This window comes from Thermoflexus sp., assembly GCF_040289485.1.
Lineage (GTDB): Bacteria > Chloroflexota > Anaerolineae > Thermoflexales > Thermoflexaceae > Thermoflexus.
Map to the genome: position 1 here is coordinate 1 of NZ_PSLG01000051.1, position 15,670 is coordinate 15,670.

General features: G+C 70.2%; 11 protein-coding genes, 1 tRNA gene and 1 pseudogene. 8 read left to right on the top strand and 5 right to left on the bottom strand.

All coding sequences use genetic code 11. From position 1 onward, the window contains the following. The first annotated feature begins 224 nt into the window (after nt 1-224). The 8 genes from C4313_RS08805 (at nt 225) to C4313_RS08840 (ending at nt 8,227) form a co-directional block, all read left to right on the top strand. A complete protein-coding gene (locus tag C4313_RS08805; RefSeq protein ID WP_352429493.1) occupies nt 225-407 on the top strand; it encodes a hypothetical protein in 183 nt (60 codons plus the stop codon). Between the two features lie 39 nt (nt 408-446). After that, nucleotides 447-1,850: a CehA/McbA family metallohydrolase gene (locus tag C4313_RS08810; RefSeq protein WP_352429494.1), complete on the top strand. Its 1,404-nt coding sequence runs from the start codon at nt 447-449 to the stop codon at nt 1,848-1,850. Between the two features lie 65 nt (nt 1,851-1,915). Further along, nucleotides 1,916-4,747: an alpha-mannosidase gene (locus tag C4313_RS08815; RefSeq protein ID WP_352429495.1), complete on the top strand. Its 2,832-nt coding sequence runs from the start codon at nt 1,916-1,918 to the stop codon at nt 4,745-4,747. A gap of 328 nt (nt 4,748-5,075) precedes the next feature. Beyond that, nucleotides 5,076-5,411 carry a PepSY domain-containing protein gene (locus C4313_RS08820; RefSeq protein WP_352429496.1) on the top strand — a complete coding sequence of 112 codons (336 nt, stop codon included), beginning with the start codon at nt 5,076-5,078 and terminating at the stop codon, nt 5,409-5,411. A 14-nt stretch (nt 5,412-5,425) separates the two neighbouring features. Next, on the top strand, nt 5,426-5,815 hold the full coding sequence (locus C4313_RS08825) for a zinc ribbon domain-containing protein (protein ID WP_352429497.1): 390 nt from the start codon (nt 5,426-5,428) through the stop codon (nt 5,813-5,815). 80 nt (nt 5,816-5,895) lie between these two features. Further along, nucleotides 5,896-6,585: a response regulator gene (locus C4313_RS08830; protein ID WP_352429498.1), complete on the top strand. Its 690-nt coding sequence runs from the start codon at nt 5,896-5,898 to the stop codon at nt 6,583-6,585. A 31-nt stretch (nt 6,586-6,616) separates the two neighbouring features. Next, on the top strand, nt 6,617-8,029 hold the full coding sequence (locus C4313_RS08835; RefSeq protein WP_352429499.1) for a sensor histidine kinase: 1,413 nt from the start codon (nt 6,617-6,619) through the stop codon (nt 8,027-8,029). A gap of 122 nt (nt 8,030-8,151) precedes the next feature. Next, nucleotides 8,152-8,227, top strand: a tRNA-Lys gene (locus C4313_RS08840). Between the two features lie 1,667 nt (nt 8,228-9,894). Here the strand turns inward: C4313_RS08840 and C4313_RS08845 are convergent. The 5 genes and pseudogenes from C4313_RS08845 to C4313_RS08865 form a co-directional block, all read right to left on the bottom strand. After that, a complete protein-coding gene (locus C4313_RS08845; RefSeq protein WP_503012459.1) occupies nt 9,895-12,096 on the bottom strand; it encodes a RelA/SpoT family protein in 2,202 nt (733 codons plus the stop codon). Nucleotides 12,097-12,161: 65 nt separating this feature from the next. Next, nucleotides 12,162-13,313, bottom strand: coding sequence for an endolytic transglycosylase MltG (mltG, locus tag C4313_RS08850; RefSeq protein WP_352429501.1), 1,152 nt, complete (start codon nt 13,311-13,313; stop codon nt 12,162-12,164). Nucleotides 13,314-13,396: 83 nt separating this feature from the next. After that, the gene (ruvX, locus tag C4313_RS08855) at nt 13,397-13,828 is read right to left on the bottom strand and encodes a Holliday junction resolvase RuvX (protein ID WP_352429502.1); all 432 of its coding nucleotides are present in this window, start codon (nt 13,826-13,828) and stop codon (nt 13,397-13,399) included. Next, nucleotides 13,828-14,862 carry a Holliday junction branch migration DNA helicase RuvB gene (gene ruvB, locus C4313_RS08860; protein WP_352429503.1) on the bottom strand — a complete coding sequence of 345 codons (1,035 nt, stop codon included), beginning with the start codon at nt 14,860-14,862 and terminating at the stop codon, nt 13,828-13,830. Before ruvB ends, ruvX begins: the two co-directional genes overlap by 1 nt. Before the next feature lie 56 nt (nt 14,863-14,918). Next, a pseudogene (locus C4313_RS08865) lies at nt 14,919-15,670 on the bottom strand (hypothetical protein); the annotation flags it as partial.

The following is a 15,670-nucleotide window of genomic DNA, read 5'->3' on the forward strand; positions in this document are numbered from 1 at the left end:
CGGTCATCCGTTTCGCCGCGCAAGGTGAAACAGATGACGATGCGCCACGGAACGGTGCACGGATAGAGGTCCCCGGCGCGGTGATGGCCCAATGGGGCGGGCGATGAGAGAGCGGGCAAGGGATCGCCTTCCCCCTGCCCCGCGACGCTCTCCCAAGGATGCGGACGATCGGCTTCCCCCCATCCTGGATCTCCCCAAAGACTTCATCCGTTAAGGAGGCACCTGTGATCGCGTATCTGGTGGCGGCCCTGGCGGGTTTCCCCGGCATGGGGGAACCCCGAATCGGGGCCGACGTTTTCCGGATGGCGGAGACGCTGTCAGCCCTGGGCGGCCCGGGCGGGGGGATGTGGACCTTCTGGGCTTTGTGGTCGCCCACGCGGTGGCCCACCCGTGGTGGTGTGGGGTGATGGGCAGCGACGCCCATCGGGAGGGGAGGATAAGTCGCCATGCGAACGTTGCTGCGCTGGGAAGGCCGCTTTACACCCGCTGACAAGGCCGCCTCGGATTACGTGCTCCTCCCCTTCGAGGTCCCGCCGGGGATCGCCCGCCTGGAGGTCCGTTACGCCTTTGAGGGGCAGGGGCGCCCGGATGCCCCCAGTGTGATCGACCTGGGGCTGTTCGACCCCCGAGGCACCGCCTTCCTGGAGGGGGAGGGCTTCCGGGGGTGGAGCGGGAGCGCCCGGGCCGAGGCGATCCTCACCCCCCGGGCGGCCACGCCAGGCTACATCCCCGGCCCGATCTTTCCGGGCCGCTGGCATGTGATCCTCGGCCTCTACCGCATCGCCCCGGAAGGGTGCCCGGTCACGGTGGTGGTCCAGGGCGCCGAGGAAGAAGGACCGCTTCCTCATCCGCCGCCGCCCCCGCCGGCCCCCTTCTCCCCCCGCCCCGGGCCGGCCTGGTTTCGGGGCGACCTCCAGAGCCACAGCCACCACAGCGACGCCCCTGGGTCGCTGGAGGATCTGGTGGCCGCCGCCCGCCGACGAGGCCTGGATTTCCTGGCGGTGACGGAACACAACACCGTCAGCCACTTCCCCTATCTGGCGGCCTGGAGCGGGCCGGACCTCCTGCTGATCCCTGGCGAGGAGGTCACTACCTACTACGGGCACATGAACGCATGGGGGCTCCCCCGCTGGCTGGATTTCCGCTGTCGGACAGCGGAGGCGCTGCGGGCGGTGATCGCGGCGGCCCATGCCATGGGAGCCCTGGTCTCCATCAACCACCCGAAGACCGATGGGCCGCCCTGGGAATACCCCCTCGCTCTCCCCGTGGACGCGGTGGAGGCCTGGCAGGGGCCATGGCCCCTGCGCAACCACGAGTCCCTGGCCTTCTGGGAACGGCTGCTCCGGGCCGGGCGCCGCGTGGTCGCCGTGGGCGGGAGCGACAAGCACCAGGATCCCCCGGGGGAGGAGATGCCCTTCTACCAGGTGGGCCACCCCACCACCTGGGTCTACGCCGAGGCCCTCACCGTCCAGGGGATCCTGGACGCCCTCCGGGCCGGCCGGGTCGTGATCACCGCCGACGTGGAGGGCCCGTGGCTGACGTTGACCGCCGAGCGGGACGATACCACCTGGGGGGTCGGCGACGCAGTCCCTCCAGGGGGGCCGGTCCGCGTCCGCTGCCGGGTGGAGGGCGGCGAAGGGCTGCACCTGCGCTGCCTCTCCCGGCGCGGCGAACTGGCCTTCGTGCCGGTGGACCGCTCGCCCTTCGAATGGACGGCGGTCCTCGACCTGGGTGAGCATGGATACGTGCGGGCGGAGCTCCGGGGGGTGCGGCACTTCCCGGAGGAGCGACCTGAGGACCTCCCTATGGTCGTGATGACCAATCCGATCTGGGGCGCCCCCGCGCCGTGAGGCCGGGGGTCCGGGTGATGGGTTTGTGGGCTGTGGGACATCCTGAACCGACGGAGGGGCGCGACGTGCTGGAGGCGATCGTGGTCACTCACTCCCACTGGGATCGGGAGTGGTATCGGCCTTTCCAAGCCTTCCGCTACCGGCTGGTGGACCTGATGGAACAGGTCCTAGCGGCCATCGAGGCGGACCCCGATTTCGCCGGGTTCCTGCTGGACGGCCAGTCCGTGATCCTGGAGGATGTGCTGGCGGTGCGGCCGGATCTCGAGCCGCGGATCCGCCGCGCCGTCGAGGCCGGGAAGTTGTGGATCGGCCCTTGGTATGTGTTGCCCGATGAGTTCCTGGTGAGCGGCGAGGCCCTTGTGCGCAACCTCCTGTTGGGGATCCGCCTGGCCCGCCGCTTCGGGGCGTGGCTGGCCGTCGGCTACACGCCCGATCCCTTCGGCCACGTCGGGCAGTTGCCGCAGATCCTGCGGGGCTTCGGCATCGAGACGGCTGTGCTCCAGCGGGGCCTCGACGACCATCCGACGCTGCTCCAGTGGGAGGCGCCGGACGGCACCCGGGTGTTCACGGTTTACCTGCGGGACGGATACGGAAACGCGGCCTGGGTGCCGGAGGACGCCGAGGCCCTGGCCGTTTATCTGCGCCTTCAGGCGGCCTCCCTCGCCTCGCACACGCCGGTGCCCCTGGTGTTGTTGATGAACGGCACCGACCACCTGTTCCCCCACCCGCGGCTGACGGCCTGGCTGCGGGCCGCCCAGGCCTACCTCCCTGACCTCCGGCTCCGCCACGGCTCGCTCCAGGAATACATCGCGGAGGCCCACCGCCTCCTCGGAGGGGACCTGGGCCGCCTGCCGGTGGTGCGGGGGGAGCTCCGCTCCGGCAAGCGCCACCCGGTCCTGCCCGGCGTGCTCTCCGCGCGGATCTGGATCAAGCAACGGAACGCGACGGTGCAGACCCGTCTGGAGCGCTACGCCGAGCCCCTCCTGGCCTTCGCCCACGCTCTCTGTGGCCTGGACCGGCGGCCCTTCCTGCGGGAGGCCTGGCGCCTCCTCCTCCAAAACCACTTCCACGACTCGATCTGCGGGACCGGGGTGGACGAGGCCCATGAGGACATGAAGCCGCGCTTCGACCACGCCGAGCAGATCGCCACGCTGGTGGCGCGGGAGGCGATGGCCCGCATGCGGGGGCCGGAGCGCCCCGAGCCGCCGCCCGGCTGGCTGGCCTCCGATCCGGGCTCGTTGGCCCAGACCCTCCTGGTCTACAACCCGGTCCCCGGGCCGGCCGGGGGGCCGGTGTCGCTGACGCTCCCAGATCTGCCGCCGGGCTTGACCTATCGCCTGGAGGACGCGGCCGGCAAGGAGATCCCCTTGTTCCTCCTCGAGGAGGGAACCGGGGACCGGGAGACCTGGACGGTGACCGAGGCGGAGTGGGCGGCTTTTCTGGAACGGTTGCACTGGGTCCACGTGGGGCGATATGCGGTCAAGCGCCTCTGGGTGGATCGGGAGGGCCGTCGGATCTGGGCGGAATGGGCTGACGCCTCGGCGGATGTGGACCACGGGATGGTCTCCGCTGTCCTCCGGGTGGCCCGCGCCCTCCAGGAAGCCGAGCCGACCGCCCGCGCCCCGTGGACCGTCCACGCGGTGATGGGCGGGGTGTCCCGCTGGGCCTTCCCCGCGCCGGCGGTCCCCGGCGTCGGGCTCGGGGCGTATCGGCTGCGCATCGTCCCCGGCGCGCCGCGCCGTGGGAGGCGCCAGCCGCTGGAGGGGATGTCCGTGGAGAACGCGTTCCTCCGGTTGGGAGCGGATCCGGCGACCGGCACGTTCTGGTTGGAGGACCGACGTTCGGGCCGCCGCTGGGAAGGCTTGCATCAACTGGAGGACGAGGGAGATAGCGGGGATGTCTATAATCACAACCCGCCGCCGGAGGACCAGCGGGTGGTCCGCCCGGCAGCGCCGCCCCACATCCAGGCCTGGGAGGAGGCGCCGTTCGGTTCGTGTTTAGAGGTGGCGATGCTTTGGGAGATCCCGGCCGGGCTGCGGCCGGATCGGCGAGGACGTTCCGTAGAGACCGTCGCGGTGCCCGTGATGGTGCGGGCCTGGCTGCGGCCGGGCCTCCCCCGGTTGGATTTCGAGACGGTGGTGGAGAACCGGGCGGCCGATCACCGGCTGCGGGTGGTCTTCCCCACCGGGATCCGGGCGACGACCTGGATCACCGAAGGCGCCTTCGACCTGGTGGCCCGTCCGGTGGGAAGCCCCACCCCTGTGAAGACGGCGGTGGAGCAGCCAGCGCCCACCCAGCCGCAGCAAGGCTTCGCCCTGGTGGAAGGGGAGGAGGGCGGCCTGCTCCTGGCCAACCACGGGCTGCCGGAGATCGAGGCCCGCCCCGGACCGGAGGGCGTGGCCTTGGTCCTCACCTTGTTACGCGGTGCGGGCTGGCTCTCGCGGGGTGACCTGACCACCCGCCGTGGCCACGCGGGGCCCCCGTTGCCGACGCCTGCGGCCCAGATGCAGGGGCGTTGGACTTTCCGCTACAGCCTGATCCCGTATTCGGACCGCTGGGAGGCCATCCGGGAGGCCTATCGCTTCCTGGCCCCTCCGGAGGCCGCCGCCGGGCCCGGCCGGCCGGTCGCCCTCCCCTTCCTCAGGGTGGAGCCCTCGGCCTTTGTCCTCACCGCCCTCAAGTTGCCGGAGGAGGGCGACGGATGGATCGTGCGGGGATACAACGCCTCGGAAGCGCCCCTTATCGTCCGGTTGACCTTCTGGCGCCCCCTGCGGGAGGCCTGGCGGGCGGACCTCCAGGAGGCGCCGCTGGAGCCGCTGGTCCTGGAGGGGGACCGGTTGACCCTGGCCGCTCGGCCCCGGGAGATCCTGACCCTCCGGGTGCGGTTCGCCGACTGAGCCGAACGCCCCCCCTGGCCGCGGAAATCCGGGAGGGACCCCTCCGTGGGGTCCCTCCCGGCGTTTCAAGGGCCCGGCGGGCCTTCAATGACTTTCCCCAGGATCTTCACGGGATCTTCACATCCCCCTGGCATGCTGGGAGATGGAAGGGCACCTGAGAATGGGAGGCTGCGATGAAGCGTTGGATCCTCACTGTGGGTCTGGGGCTTCTTCTACGCCCAGGCGCGGGAGCGCAGCACCGGCCGCTACGCCTTCGAGTTCCTGATCGATCGCGCCACCGGGGCCGTCCATCCGGAGCCCGGACCGAACATGATCCGGACCGAACATGATGTGGAACACCCGATACGGCATGGGCACGATGGGCGGGCGCGCCTTTCCGTCGGGGGCGATGCCCATCTCCCCGGAGGAGGCCCGGCGCCTCGCCCAGGCCTACCTGGATCAAGCCCGGCCGGGGCTGTCCGTCGATGCGGAGGCCGATCCCTTCTACGGTTATTACACGTTGCACGTCCTGCGGGACGGGCAGATCGTCGGGATGCTCAGCGTGAATGGCTACACCGGCCAGGTGTGGATGCCCACTTGGCATGGGACGTTCCTGCGGATGGTCTACGGCCACGGGGAGGGGCACGGCGACGCGTCCCCGGGCCGGGTTTTGCCCCTACAATGAAGAGGGAGGTTGCCATGAGCCGGAACTGGATCGGGTGGCTGATCGGCGGGGTGGTTTTGCTCCTGCTGGTGGGCGTGGTCGGGGCCCTGCTGGCGCCCGTCTTCGGCGGGTGGGGCTGGGGCTGCTGCCCCATGATGGGCCGCTGGGGCTGGGGCTTCGGCGGGATGGGATGGGGGTTCGGCGCGGTGATGATGCTGATCGGGCTGCTGATCTCCCTGCTGCTGCTGGGGCTGATCATCGCTGCCCTGGTCTGGCGGATCCAGCAGGTCCCGCGGGCGACGGGCGCGGGGGCTCCGCCGGCGGCCCGCTGCCCCGCGTGCGGCCGTCCGGTGCAACCGGAGTGGACGCATTGCCCTTACTGCGGGGCCTCGCTGCGGGGGTCCCCACCCGCCCCGACCGCGTGACGTGGGAAGGGATCCCCGTCGGCCCTCTGGCGACGCGCGGCGGGGATCCCCTCCGCTCCGCCCCCTGGGGGACGGCGCCGATGAAGACGATCCTGGTGGTGGAAGACGAGCCCCGGATGCGCCAGTTGCTCCAGGCCTATCTGGAGCAGGCCGGGTTCCGGGTCATCGCCGTCGGCGATGGCCCGACCGCCCTGCAGGCCTTCCGCCGGGAGCGCCCGGACCTCATCGTCCTAGACTTGATGTTGCCGGGGATGGACGGCTTCGACGTCTGTCGGGCCATCCGCCGCGAATCCGGGGTGCCCATCATCATCCTGACGGCGCGGGTGGAGGAGGAGGACCGGGTGGTCGGTCTGGAAGTGGGGGCGGACGATTATGTCACCAAGCCCTTCAGCCCCCGGGAACTGGTCGCCCGGGTTCGCGCCGTGCTGCGCCGGGCCCAGGGCGAGGTGACGCCTCCTCCAGTGATCCGTGTCGGGGACCTGACCGTCGACCTGGAGCGCCGGGAGGTCCGGGTGGGCGATCGCCTCGTGCACCTGACCCCGACCGAGTTCGCGCTGCTGGCGACCATGGCCCGGCACCCGGGGCGGGTGTTCACCCGCCTGCAGTTGTTGGAGCAGATCCAGGGGGTGGCCTACGAGGGCTACGAGCGGGCCATCGACGCCCACATCAAGAACCTGCGGCAGAAGATCGAGGCGGACCCGAAGAACCCGCAGTACATCCTGACCGTTTACGGCGTGGGGTATAAGTTCCGAGGGGAGGAGGGACCGTGAGGGCGCGGCGGCCCGGCTTCGGGGAGGATGGATGCGCGGCTTGTGGCTGAGGCTCATCGCCGCCTTCGCGGCGGTGGTCGTCTTGAGCATGCTGCTGACGGCGACCCTCATCGGCGTCGCCACGGTAGGGGGATTTCGGGTCTATGTGGCGGAGGGAGGGCGGCGCTGGGCGGAGGGGTTGGCGCCCTTCTTCGCCGACTATTACGCCCGCCACGATGGCTGGGCCGGCGTAGAGGACCTCCTGGACCTCCCGATGATGATGCCGGGAATGGGGATGATGCACGGCGGGATGGGGATGAGCGGGAGGTCTATGTGGCAGATGATGGGCCATCGCCTCCTCCTGATCGACGAGACGGGGACGGTCCGGCTGGACTCGGAGGGCACCGCCCTGGGCGCGGTGGTCCCGGAGGACGTGCGGCGGCGCGGCGTGCCCATCCGGGTGGAGGGGCGGACGGTCGGCTGGCTGCTGGTGGGGGAACAGACGGTCGCCGGCGGGCCCTCTGAGCAATTCCTCTGGGGGGCGGGATGGGCCATTGGGTGGAGCACCCTGTTCGGCATCGCCCTGGCCTTGGGGGCCGGCTCGCTGGCCTTCGCCCGGCTGGTGCGGCCCCTCCGGGCGCTGGAGCAGGCTGCCCGGCGCCTGGCGGCAGGGGATCTGGGGGCCCGCGTCCCCGGATCGGCGGGCGGGGAGCTGGGCCCGATCGCCGAGGCCTTCAACCGCATGGCCGAGGCCCTGGCCCGCGCCGAGCAACAGCGGCGCCAGATGCTGGCGGACATCGCCCATGAACTGCGCACCCCCCTCGGCATCCTCCAGGGCCATCTGGAAGGGCTCATGGATGGGGTCCTCCCCCTGGACCTGGAGCAGATCGCCCAAATCCACGACGAGGTCCGCCACCTGGCCCGCCTGGTGGAGGATCTGCGGCTGCTGACTCTGGCCGAGGCGGGGCAGTTGCGGCTGGAACGGGAGCCGGTGGACCTGAACCGATTGGTGGAGGAGGCGGTCGACGGCATCGCCCTGCAGGCCGCGGAGAAAGGGATCCGCGTGGCGGTGCGGCTCTCGGAGGCCCTTCCCCAGGTCCGGGCGGATCCGGTGCGCATCCGGCAGGTCCTGATGAACCTGCTCACCAACGCTGTGCGATACACTCCCCCTGGCGGGGAGGTCACCGTGGCCGTCCAGGACGTGGGGGATGGGGTTCAGGTGAGCGTGCGGGACACTGGGGTCGGGATCGCCCCGGAGGATCTTCCTCACATCTTCGACCGGTTCTATCGGGCCGAGAAAGCCCGCAGCCGGGCGGATGGCGGCTCTGGCCTGGGGCTGGCCATCGCCAAGCACCTGGTGGAGGCCCACGGGGGACGCATCGGGGTCGAGAGCCGGCCCGGCCAGGGGGCCCATTTCTTCTTCATCATCCCGTATGATCCGCAGCGGACCCCTGCGGTCTCGTAGGGGATGGCCCTGCCTGCTTCCGCAACCGCAAACGCCGGCCCCGTGGGGTCGTGTTTCCTCCCTTGGGGGGCGTTGCGTCTTGACACGCCATGGGGCTCCCGCTATACTAGAAATAGCAGCGTGGGCCGTTAGCTCAACGGGTAGAGCAGGGGACTCTTAATCCCAAGGTTGCAGGTTCGAGTCCTGCACGGCCCACCACCAGGACCCGAAGGCCCGAGGGGCCTTTGGGTCCTTTTTTTGGAAGGACGCCTCCTCCCTCCCGGGGCGCCAGGATCCGGTATTGGAAGCCGTTCATCATGATGTCGTCGACGGGGCGGTAAGCCTGGCCGATGGCCTCCAGGACCGGCTGCGGATAAAACTGGGCCCGCAGGACCACTACCCCGAACCGCCGCTCGCGGATCATCCGGATCAAGGGCTCTGGGTTCAGCCTTCCGTTCTTGTAGAGATTCAGCAACTGGGTGGGGTTGGTCACCGGCTCCTTGCCGGCCCACAGGGCCCACGAGGCCTCCTCGGTCAGGGCGGGGCCGGGGGCCTCGCGGACGTAGGCGACGATGCGCCAGCCGTTACGGACGTCCTCGGCGGTGGGCAGGTGTCCCAACTGGGTGTATCCCACCGCGTCCACATAGCGCGCCCCGGTCAGGCCCAGCCAGCGGGCGACGGGGGCGGTGAGGGGGTGATCGGTCGGCAGGTGGAAGACCAGGGCGCTTTGGGCCAGCAGGACGGCGGGCACCAGCAGGGCGAGAGCCGCCCGCGCCGCTGGCCGCCCTTTCACGCCGTCCGCCAGGCGGTGGAGGAGGCGGGCGGCGGCCAAGATGCCGGCCACCACCGCCGTGACGAAGTAAGATTCCCCGGCCCCCCATTTGCCGGCCAGCGCCCCGCCGGCCGCGGCCACGACCGCCCATACGCTGTAGAGGGACAGACGGTCGAAATAAAGCTCATAAAGGACCAGCGCGGCTGCCAGGGTCAGGACCACCGCGTGCAGGCGGAACCACTGACTATAGAGGAAGAAGGCCTGGCGGTAGTCGTATTCGTTGACGTTGGCGAGGACGGTGTTCAGGAACCAGTAGCCTCCCGTGGCCCGATCGATGAGGAGGAAGAGGGCCAGGTTGGCCGCGGCCACCAGCCCGCCCCAGGCCATGGCGCGGCGGGGATCCCGCAGGAACAAATAGAGGAACACCGCCGCCGTCGTGACCACAGCGTGCTGTTTGGTCCACCCGGCGGCCGAGAGGGCGATGGCACCCCCCAGCAGCGCCCGGCGAGGAGGAAACCCCGCCTCCCGGGCCAGGATCGCGACAGCCAGGGTCTCGAAAAGGACCATGGTCATATGGCTGCGGGAGAGGGGGCCGATGTGGTAGACGTAATTGGAGGCCAGGACCATGAGGCCGGCCCATGCCGCCAGGGCCCGCTGATGGCCCCAGCGCCAGACCACCCCGCCGACGACGGCGGCCAGGGCCAGGGTGGCGGCGGTCGAGAGCAGGCGCCCGGCGACCAGGCGGGGGCCGAAAACCCACACCAGGGGGACCATCAGGACGTGGAAGAGGGGCGGATAGTTCGAGGCGTAGAAGGGGTAAGCCTCGTTGTCCCGATAGGGCCATTCCCCTCGGGCGAAATAGACCGCGTCCAGCAACTCGAAGCCCTCGCCCTGATCGTAGTCGAAGGGGAAACGCATCAGGGCGGCCGCGTAGAGGCCGAAGAGGAGGGCGTAGCCCAGATAGGCGGCCAGGACAACAGCCCAGAGGAGGCGCCCGCCCCCCTCGGCCCAGGCGATCCAGGCGCTCCGCGCTCTTGGGATCGGCAGGGGTGTGGAGACCATCGTTTCGGGCGCTGTCGTCCCTGAAGGGGGATGGCCGGGCGCGCCGGGGCGTTCACCGGCGTCGACGGGCCTCCCGGACGTTGGGGATCTGTTCGATGCGGGCCAGGGCCCGGTGGAGCTGGGCCGCCGAGCGCACCTCCAGGGTGACCTGGAAGATGGCGAAACCGTTACGCGTGTCCACGGTGATGTGGGCGATGTTGATCTGCTCGTCCTTGAGCACGCCGCTGATCTCATGGAGCAGGCCCACCCGATCGATGGCCGTGATCTCCACATCCACCGGGTAACCCTTCTCCCCGGCGGGGAACTGCACCTCGATGAGGCGCTCAGGGGTTCGGATGTTGAGGATATTGGGGCAGTCGCGACGGTGGATGGTGATCCCGCGGTTGCGGGTGATGTAACCGATCACCTCGTCGCCGGGCACCGGGCGGCAGCAGCGGGCCAGTTGCATCAGCAGGCCCTGGGGGTTGTCCTCTACCAACACCGGCCGTGAGCCGTCGGGGCGCTCTGCAAGCGGCGGGGGCTCGACGCCCCCCCGGCGCTCCTCCTGGCGGCGCTCCTCCTCCATCCGGATCAGGCGGGGGGCCAGTTGCTCGGGGGAGACGTCGCCCCAGCCGATGGCTGCCAGTAGGTCCTCCGGATCCTTGTATCCGAACTCACCGTGGAGCCGCTTCGCCGCCTCGTCCACGGAGAAGGGGACGCCCAGGCGCCGGATCTCCTGGGCCAGGATCTCCCGGCCGTGGCGGATGTTCTCGGCGCGCCCCTGCTGCTTGAACCACTGGCGGATCTTCTGGCGGGCCCGCGAGGTCTTCACATAGCCCTTGGCCGGATCCAGCCAGTCCCGACTCGGTCCGCCCTGCTTGGCCGGGATGATCTCCACCTGGTCGCCCATCTGGAGCACGTAGTTCAGGGGGACCCATTTCCCGTTCACCCGGGCCCCCCGGCAGCGGTGGCCCAGTTCGGTGTGGATGTGGTAGGCGAAGTCAACAGGGGTGCTCCCGCGGGGGAGATCGATGGGATCGCCCTTGGGGGTGAAGACGTAGATCCGGTCCTCGAAGACGTCGGTCTTCAGGGATTCGACGAACTCGCGGGCCGAGGTGACCTCGTTTCGCCACTCCAGCAGGGAGCGCAGCCAGGCCACCTTCTTCTCGAAGGCCAGATCCCGTTTGGAGACCTGCTCCTTGTAAATCCAGTGGGCAGCGATGCCGTATTCGGCCTCCCAGTGCATCTCCCAGGTGCGGATCTGCACCTCCAGGGTCTTACCGTCCTCCAGCATCACCGCCGTGTGCAGGCTGCGGTAGGAGTTGTCCTTGGGGTTGGCGATGTAGTCGTCGAACTCCTTGGGGATGGGCCGCCACATGGAGTGAATGATGCCCAGGACCTGGTAGCACTCAGGGATGGTGTGGACGATGATGCGGACGGCCCGCACGTCGTAGACCTGGTCGAAGGGGACCCCCTTGCGGACCATCTTGCGGTAGATGCTGTAGATGTGCTTGGCCCGGCCGGTGACCTCGGCCTGGATCCCCTCCTCGGCCAGGCGGGCCTTGATGCGTTCGACGATCTGCTGGATGTGGCGCTCGCGCTCGGCCCGCCGCTCGTCGATGGCGCGGGCGATCTCCCGGTATTTCTCTGGCTCCAGATAGCGGAAGGCCAGATCCTCCAGCTCCCACTTCAGTTGCCAGATCCCCAGGCGGTTGGCCAGCGGGGCGTAGATCTCCAGGGTCTCCCGGGCGATGCGCTTTTGCTTCTCGGGGGGGAGGGCGCCCAGGGTGCGCATGTTGTGGAGGCGGTCGGCCAGTTTGATCAACACGACCCGGGGGTCCTCCACCATGGCGAAGAAGATCTTTCGGATGTTCTCCGCGCTCTGCTCCTCCCGCCCGGTCCGCCGTGTCTCCCCTTCCTCGGGCTGGGCCCGGAGGCGGTCGATGTATTTCAACTTGGTCACCCCATCCACCAGCCGGGCGATCTCCTCCCCGAACTCCCGGCGGATGTCCTCCAGGGTCACCCCGGTGTCCTCCACCACGTCGTGGAGCAGCCCGGCGGCGATCACGGGGGGGTCCAGGCGGAGCTCGGCCAGGATGCCGGCCACGGCCAAGCAATGGTAAAGATAGGGCTCCCCTGAGGCCCGTGTCTGATGGCCGTGGGCCTGTTCCGCCAAGGCATACGCCCGCTCGATCAGCGCCCGGTCCTGGGGGCTCAACGGGTCGCGGATCTGCTCCAGAAGGAACTCGAGGGTCGTGGGGTTCTGCACACCCACCATCCCGCCACCGCCTTTCTCCCCTTTCCTTAAATTATACTGCGGGGCAGGCGGAGCAGGGGACCTCACCGGCAACGGTGGAAGTTCCGCAGGTGCTCCTCCTGGGTGCGGGCGAACCAGTGGCTGCCGTCCCGCTTCTCACAATCCGCCATGAAGTAGAGATAGTCCGTCGACGCCGGGTTCAGCACCGCTTCGATGGAGGCCAGGCTAGGGTTGGCGATGGGGCCGGGGGGTAGACCGGGGTACCGGTAGGTGTTATACGGGGAGTCCACCTGGAGGTCATCGAGGGTGAGGGGGCTCTTCCACCAGGTCCTCTGATCCGGCTGGTAGCCCAGGGCGTATTGCACCGTGGGGTCGGCGTCCAGCTTCATCCCGCTGGCCAGCCGGTTGAGGTAAACGCTGGCGATCAGCGGGCGCTCCTGGGGGAGGACGGCCTCTCGCTCCACGATGGAGGCCAGGGTGACGACCTGGTGGAGGGTGAGGCCCCGGGCCCGGGCGGCGGCCTGCTTCTCGGGCGGGACCTTGCGCCCAAAGTTCTCCAGCATGCGCCGGATCATCTCCTCGGCCGTGGCGTCCCGGGCCAGGCGATAGGTGTCCGGGAAGAGATAGCCCTCCAGGGAGGCCCCTGGCGGGAGCTCCACCAGGAAGGGGAAGCGGCCCCGCCATCGCCCTCCGTCCCGGGCGAGGTCCAGGAAGGCCTGGGCCGAGAGGTGGGTCTGGGCGGCGACGGCCTCGGCCACCTCCTCCATGCGCAGCCCCTCCCGGATCCGCACCGTCCACTCGGCAGCCCGCCCGGAGCGGAGGGCCTCGGCGATCTCCGGGATGGTCATGGTCCTCCGCAGCGTGTATTCGCCCGCCTCGATCTCCCGGTCCATCCCGCGATAGCGCACATAGGCGCGGAACAGCCCCGCGTCCCGGATCAGGCCGGCCGCCTGCAGGTCCTGGGCCACCGCCATCACCGATTGGCCGGGGCGGATGACGAAAGCGATCGGCGTAGGGTCGTCCCCGGCCGGCCGTTCCAGGTCCCCGCGGCGGAGGAGGAGATACAGCCCCAGGGCCCAGGTCTCTGGGGAGCCGCCGAGGGTGGATCCGTCTCCCCCGGCGCGCCCCCAACGGGGGAGGAGGGCGCCGCCGAGGGCGCCGCAGAAGAACACGATCGCTCCGATGGCGATCAGCCAACGGACCGCCTGGCGGGGGGAACGCTGCCGTCGGGCCATCGCTTCGCCGTCCGATGGGGATGCGGATCCGCTGTGGGTGTATTTTCCACGGGGGCCGCCTGGTGGAAAAGGGGGCAGAAGGCTCAGTCCGGAGGGCCAGGGGGGGCGGCGGACCGCCGGGCCTCGAGGTAATCCTGGAGGATGACGGCGGCGGCCTCGGCGTCGAGGGGTTCATGCCGGCGGCGTCCCCGCATGGCCCGATAGGCCGCGGCGGTGGCGGTGGAGAGCCGCTCGTCCCAGAAGACAATGGGGACGGGGAGATGGCGGGCCAGGGCCTCCGCCTCCCGGCGGACCCACCACGCCTGGGGCCCCTCCTCCCCAGAGAGGCTACGGGGCAAGCCCACGACCACCGCTTCCACATCGTGTTCGGCGATCAGCCGGGCGAGGGCCTCCGCCACGGCCCGGCGGGAGTGCCGAGGGAGGATGGCGAGGGGGCGGGCGATGGTGTGGCTCGGGTCGCTCACGGCCACCCCGATGCGTTTCTCCCCGAGGTCCAAGGCCATGATCCGTCCCATCAGGCAGGCTCCAGGGGAAGCGGGGGCTGGCCGGCCTCGCTGGGGTAGGGCAGGCCCAGATGCTCGTAGGCGCGGCGGGTGAGCACCCGGCCGCGGGGCGTCCGATCCAGGAAGCCCAACTGGAGCAGATACGGTTCTACCACATCCATGATCGTATCTGGCTCCTCGGCCAGGGCCGCGGCCAGGGTCTCCAGTCCCACCGGCCCCCCGCCGAACTTCTCGGCGAGGGTGCGCATCAGCCGACGGTCCAGTTCGTCCAGCCCCAGGGGATCCACATCCATCAGCCGCAGGGCCTCAGCGGCCACCGTGGCGGTGATGACCCCGTCGGCGCGAACCTGGGCGTAATCCCGGACCCGGCGGAGCAAGCGCACCGCCACGCGGGGGGTCCCGCGGGCCCGCCGGGCGATCTCCCGCACCCCCTCGGCATCGATCTCCACCCCCAGGACCTGGGCGGCGCGTCGGACGATGGTCTCCATCGCCGCCTGGTCGTAGAAATCCAGGCGGAAGACCGCGCCGAAGCGGGCCCGGAGGGGGGCGGTGAGCAGGGCCAGGCGAGTGGTGGCGCCGATCACCGTGAAGCGGGGGAGGCTCAGGCGGATGCTGCGGGCGGCCGGCCCCTTCCCGATGACGATGTCCAGGGCGAAGTCCTCCATGGCGGGGTAGAGGATCTCCTCCACCGCCCGCGGGAGCCGATGGATCTCATCGATGAACAGGATCTCGCCGGCCCGCAGGTTGGTGAGGATGGCGGCCAGGTCCCCGGCCCGCTCGATGGCCGGGCCCGAGGTGATGCGGATGGGCACCCCCATCTCGTTGGCGATGACGATGGCCAGGGTGGTCTTGCCGAGGCCAGGGGGGCCGTAGAACAGCAAGTGGTCCAGCGGCTCGCCGCGGGCCCGGGCCGCCTCGATCAGGATGCGCAGGTTCTCCTTCACCCGGTCCTGGCCGATGAACTCCTCCAGCCGCTGCGGCCGCAGGGCCATCTCCACCGCCTGCTCCTCCGGCCGCCGATACGGGGAGACCGCCCGTTCGGGCACGGGGGGGCCCGCCGGGGTTGGATTCGAAGGGGCGCCTGTGGGATCCTTCCGGCGCTTCACGGCTGCTCCGTTTCTTCTTCCGGCTTCTCTTCTGGCTCCGGGATCTCCCCCGGGGGATAGATCCGATGGTCATGGACCCACCACACCTGCAGCGCGCGGGCCATCCGGCGGGCCGCCCAGGTCAGCCGATCGGCGGCGACGGCGGGCCACACCTCGGTGTTCAGGGCTCGCGTCAGGATCTCCGCCCGTTGGAGGGCCCGCCCGACGTCCTCCGGCGTCCCCAGCCAGGAGATCTCCACGGCCAGGTAGAGGCGGCGGTCCTCACGGCGGTGGAAGCCCTCCACCACCAGGTCCAGGCGGGCGGCATCGTCGGCCTCCTCGGGGGTGATGCGGCCGGCGGCGACCGCCTCCTCCAGGGACTCCTCGATCTGGGCGTCGGGGACGGCCCGGGCGCGACGGAGGAGGGGCCGGAAGAGCGTGGCGGCCCGCTCTCGATAGCGGGTCTCCGTATAGAACTTCTTCAGCCGCCCCAGGTCCTGGGCGTGCTGCTCCGCCCGTCGATCCAGGCGGTTCACCCGCTCCAGCAAATATTGATGGGCTTCGATGAGTTGAGCGAAGCGACGGTCGACCTCAGCCCGGAAGGTCTCGAACTCCTCGTAGTGGCGGCGTTGGGCTTCGGCCAGTTCGGCGAAGCGGCGGTCGGCCTCGGCGCGGGCGGCGGCGACTTCTTCTTGGAGGGCGGCGAAGCGGCGCTCGGCCTCGGCCCGGAAGGCGACGAACTCCTCGTAGTGGCGGCGTTGGGCTTCGG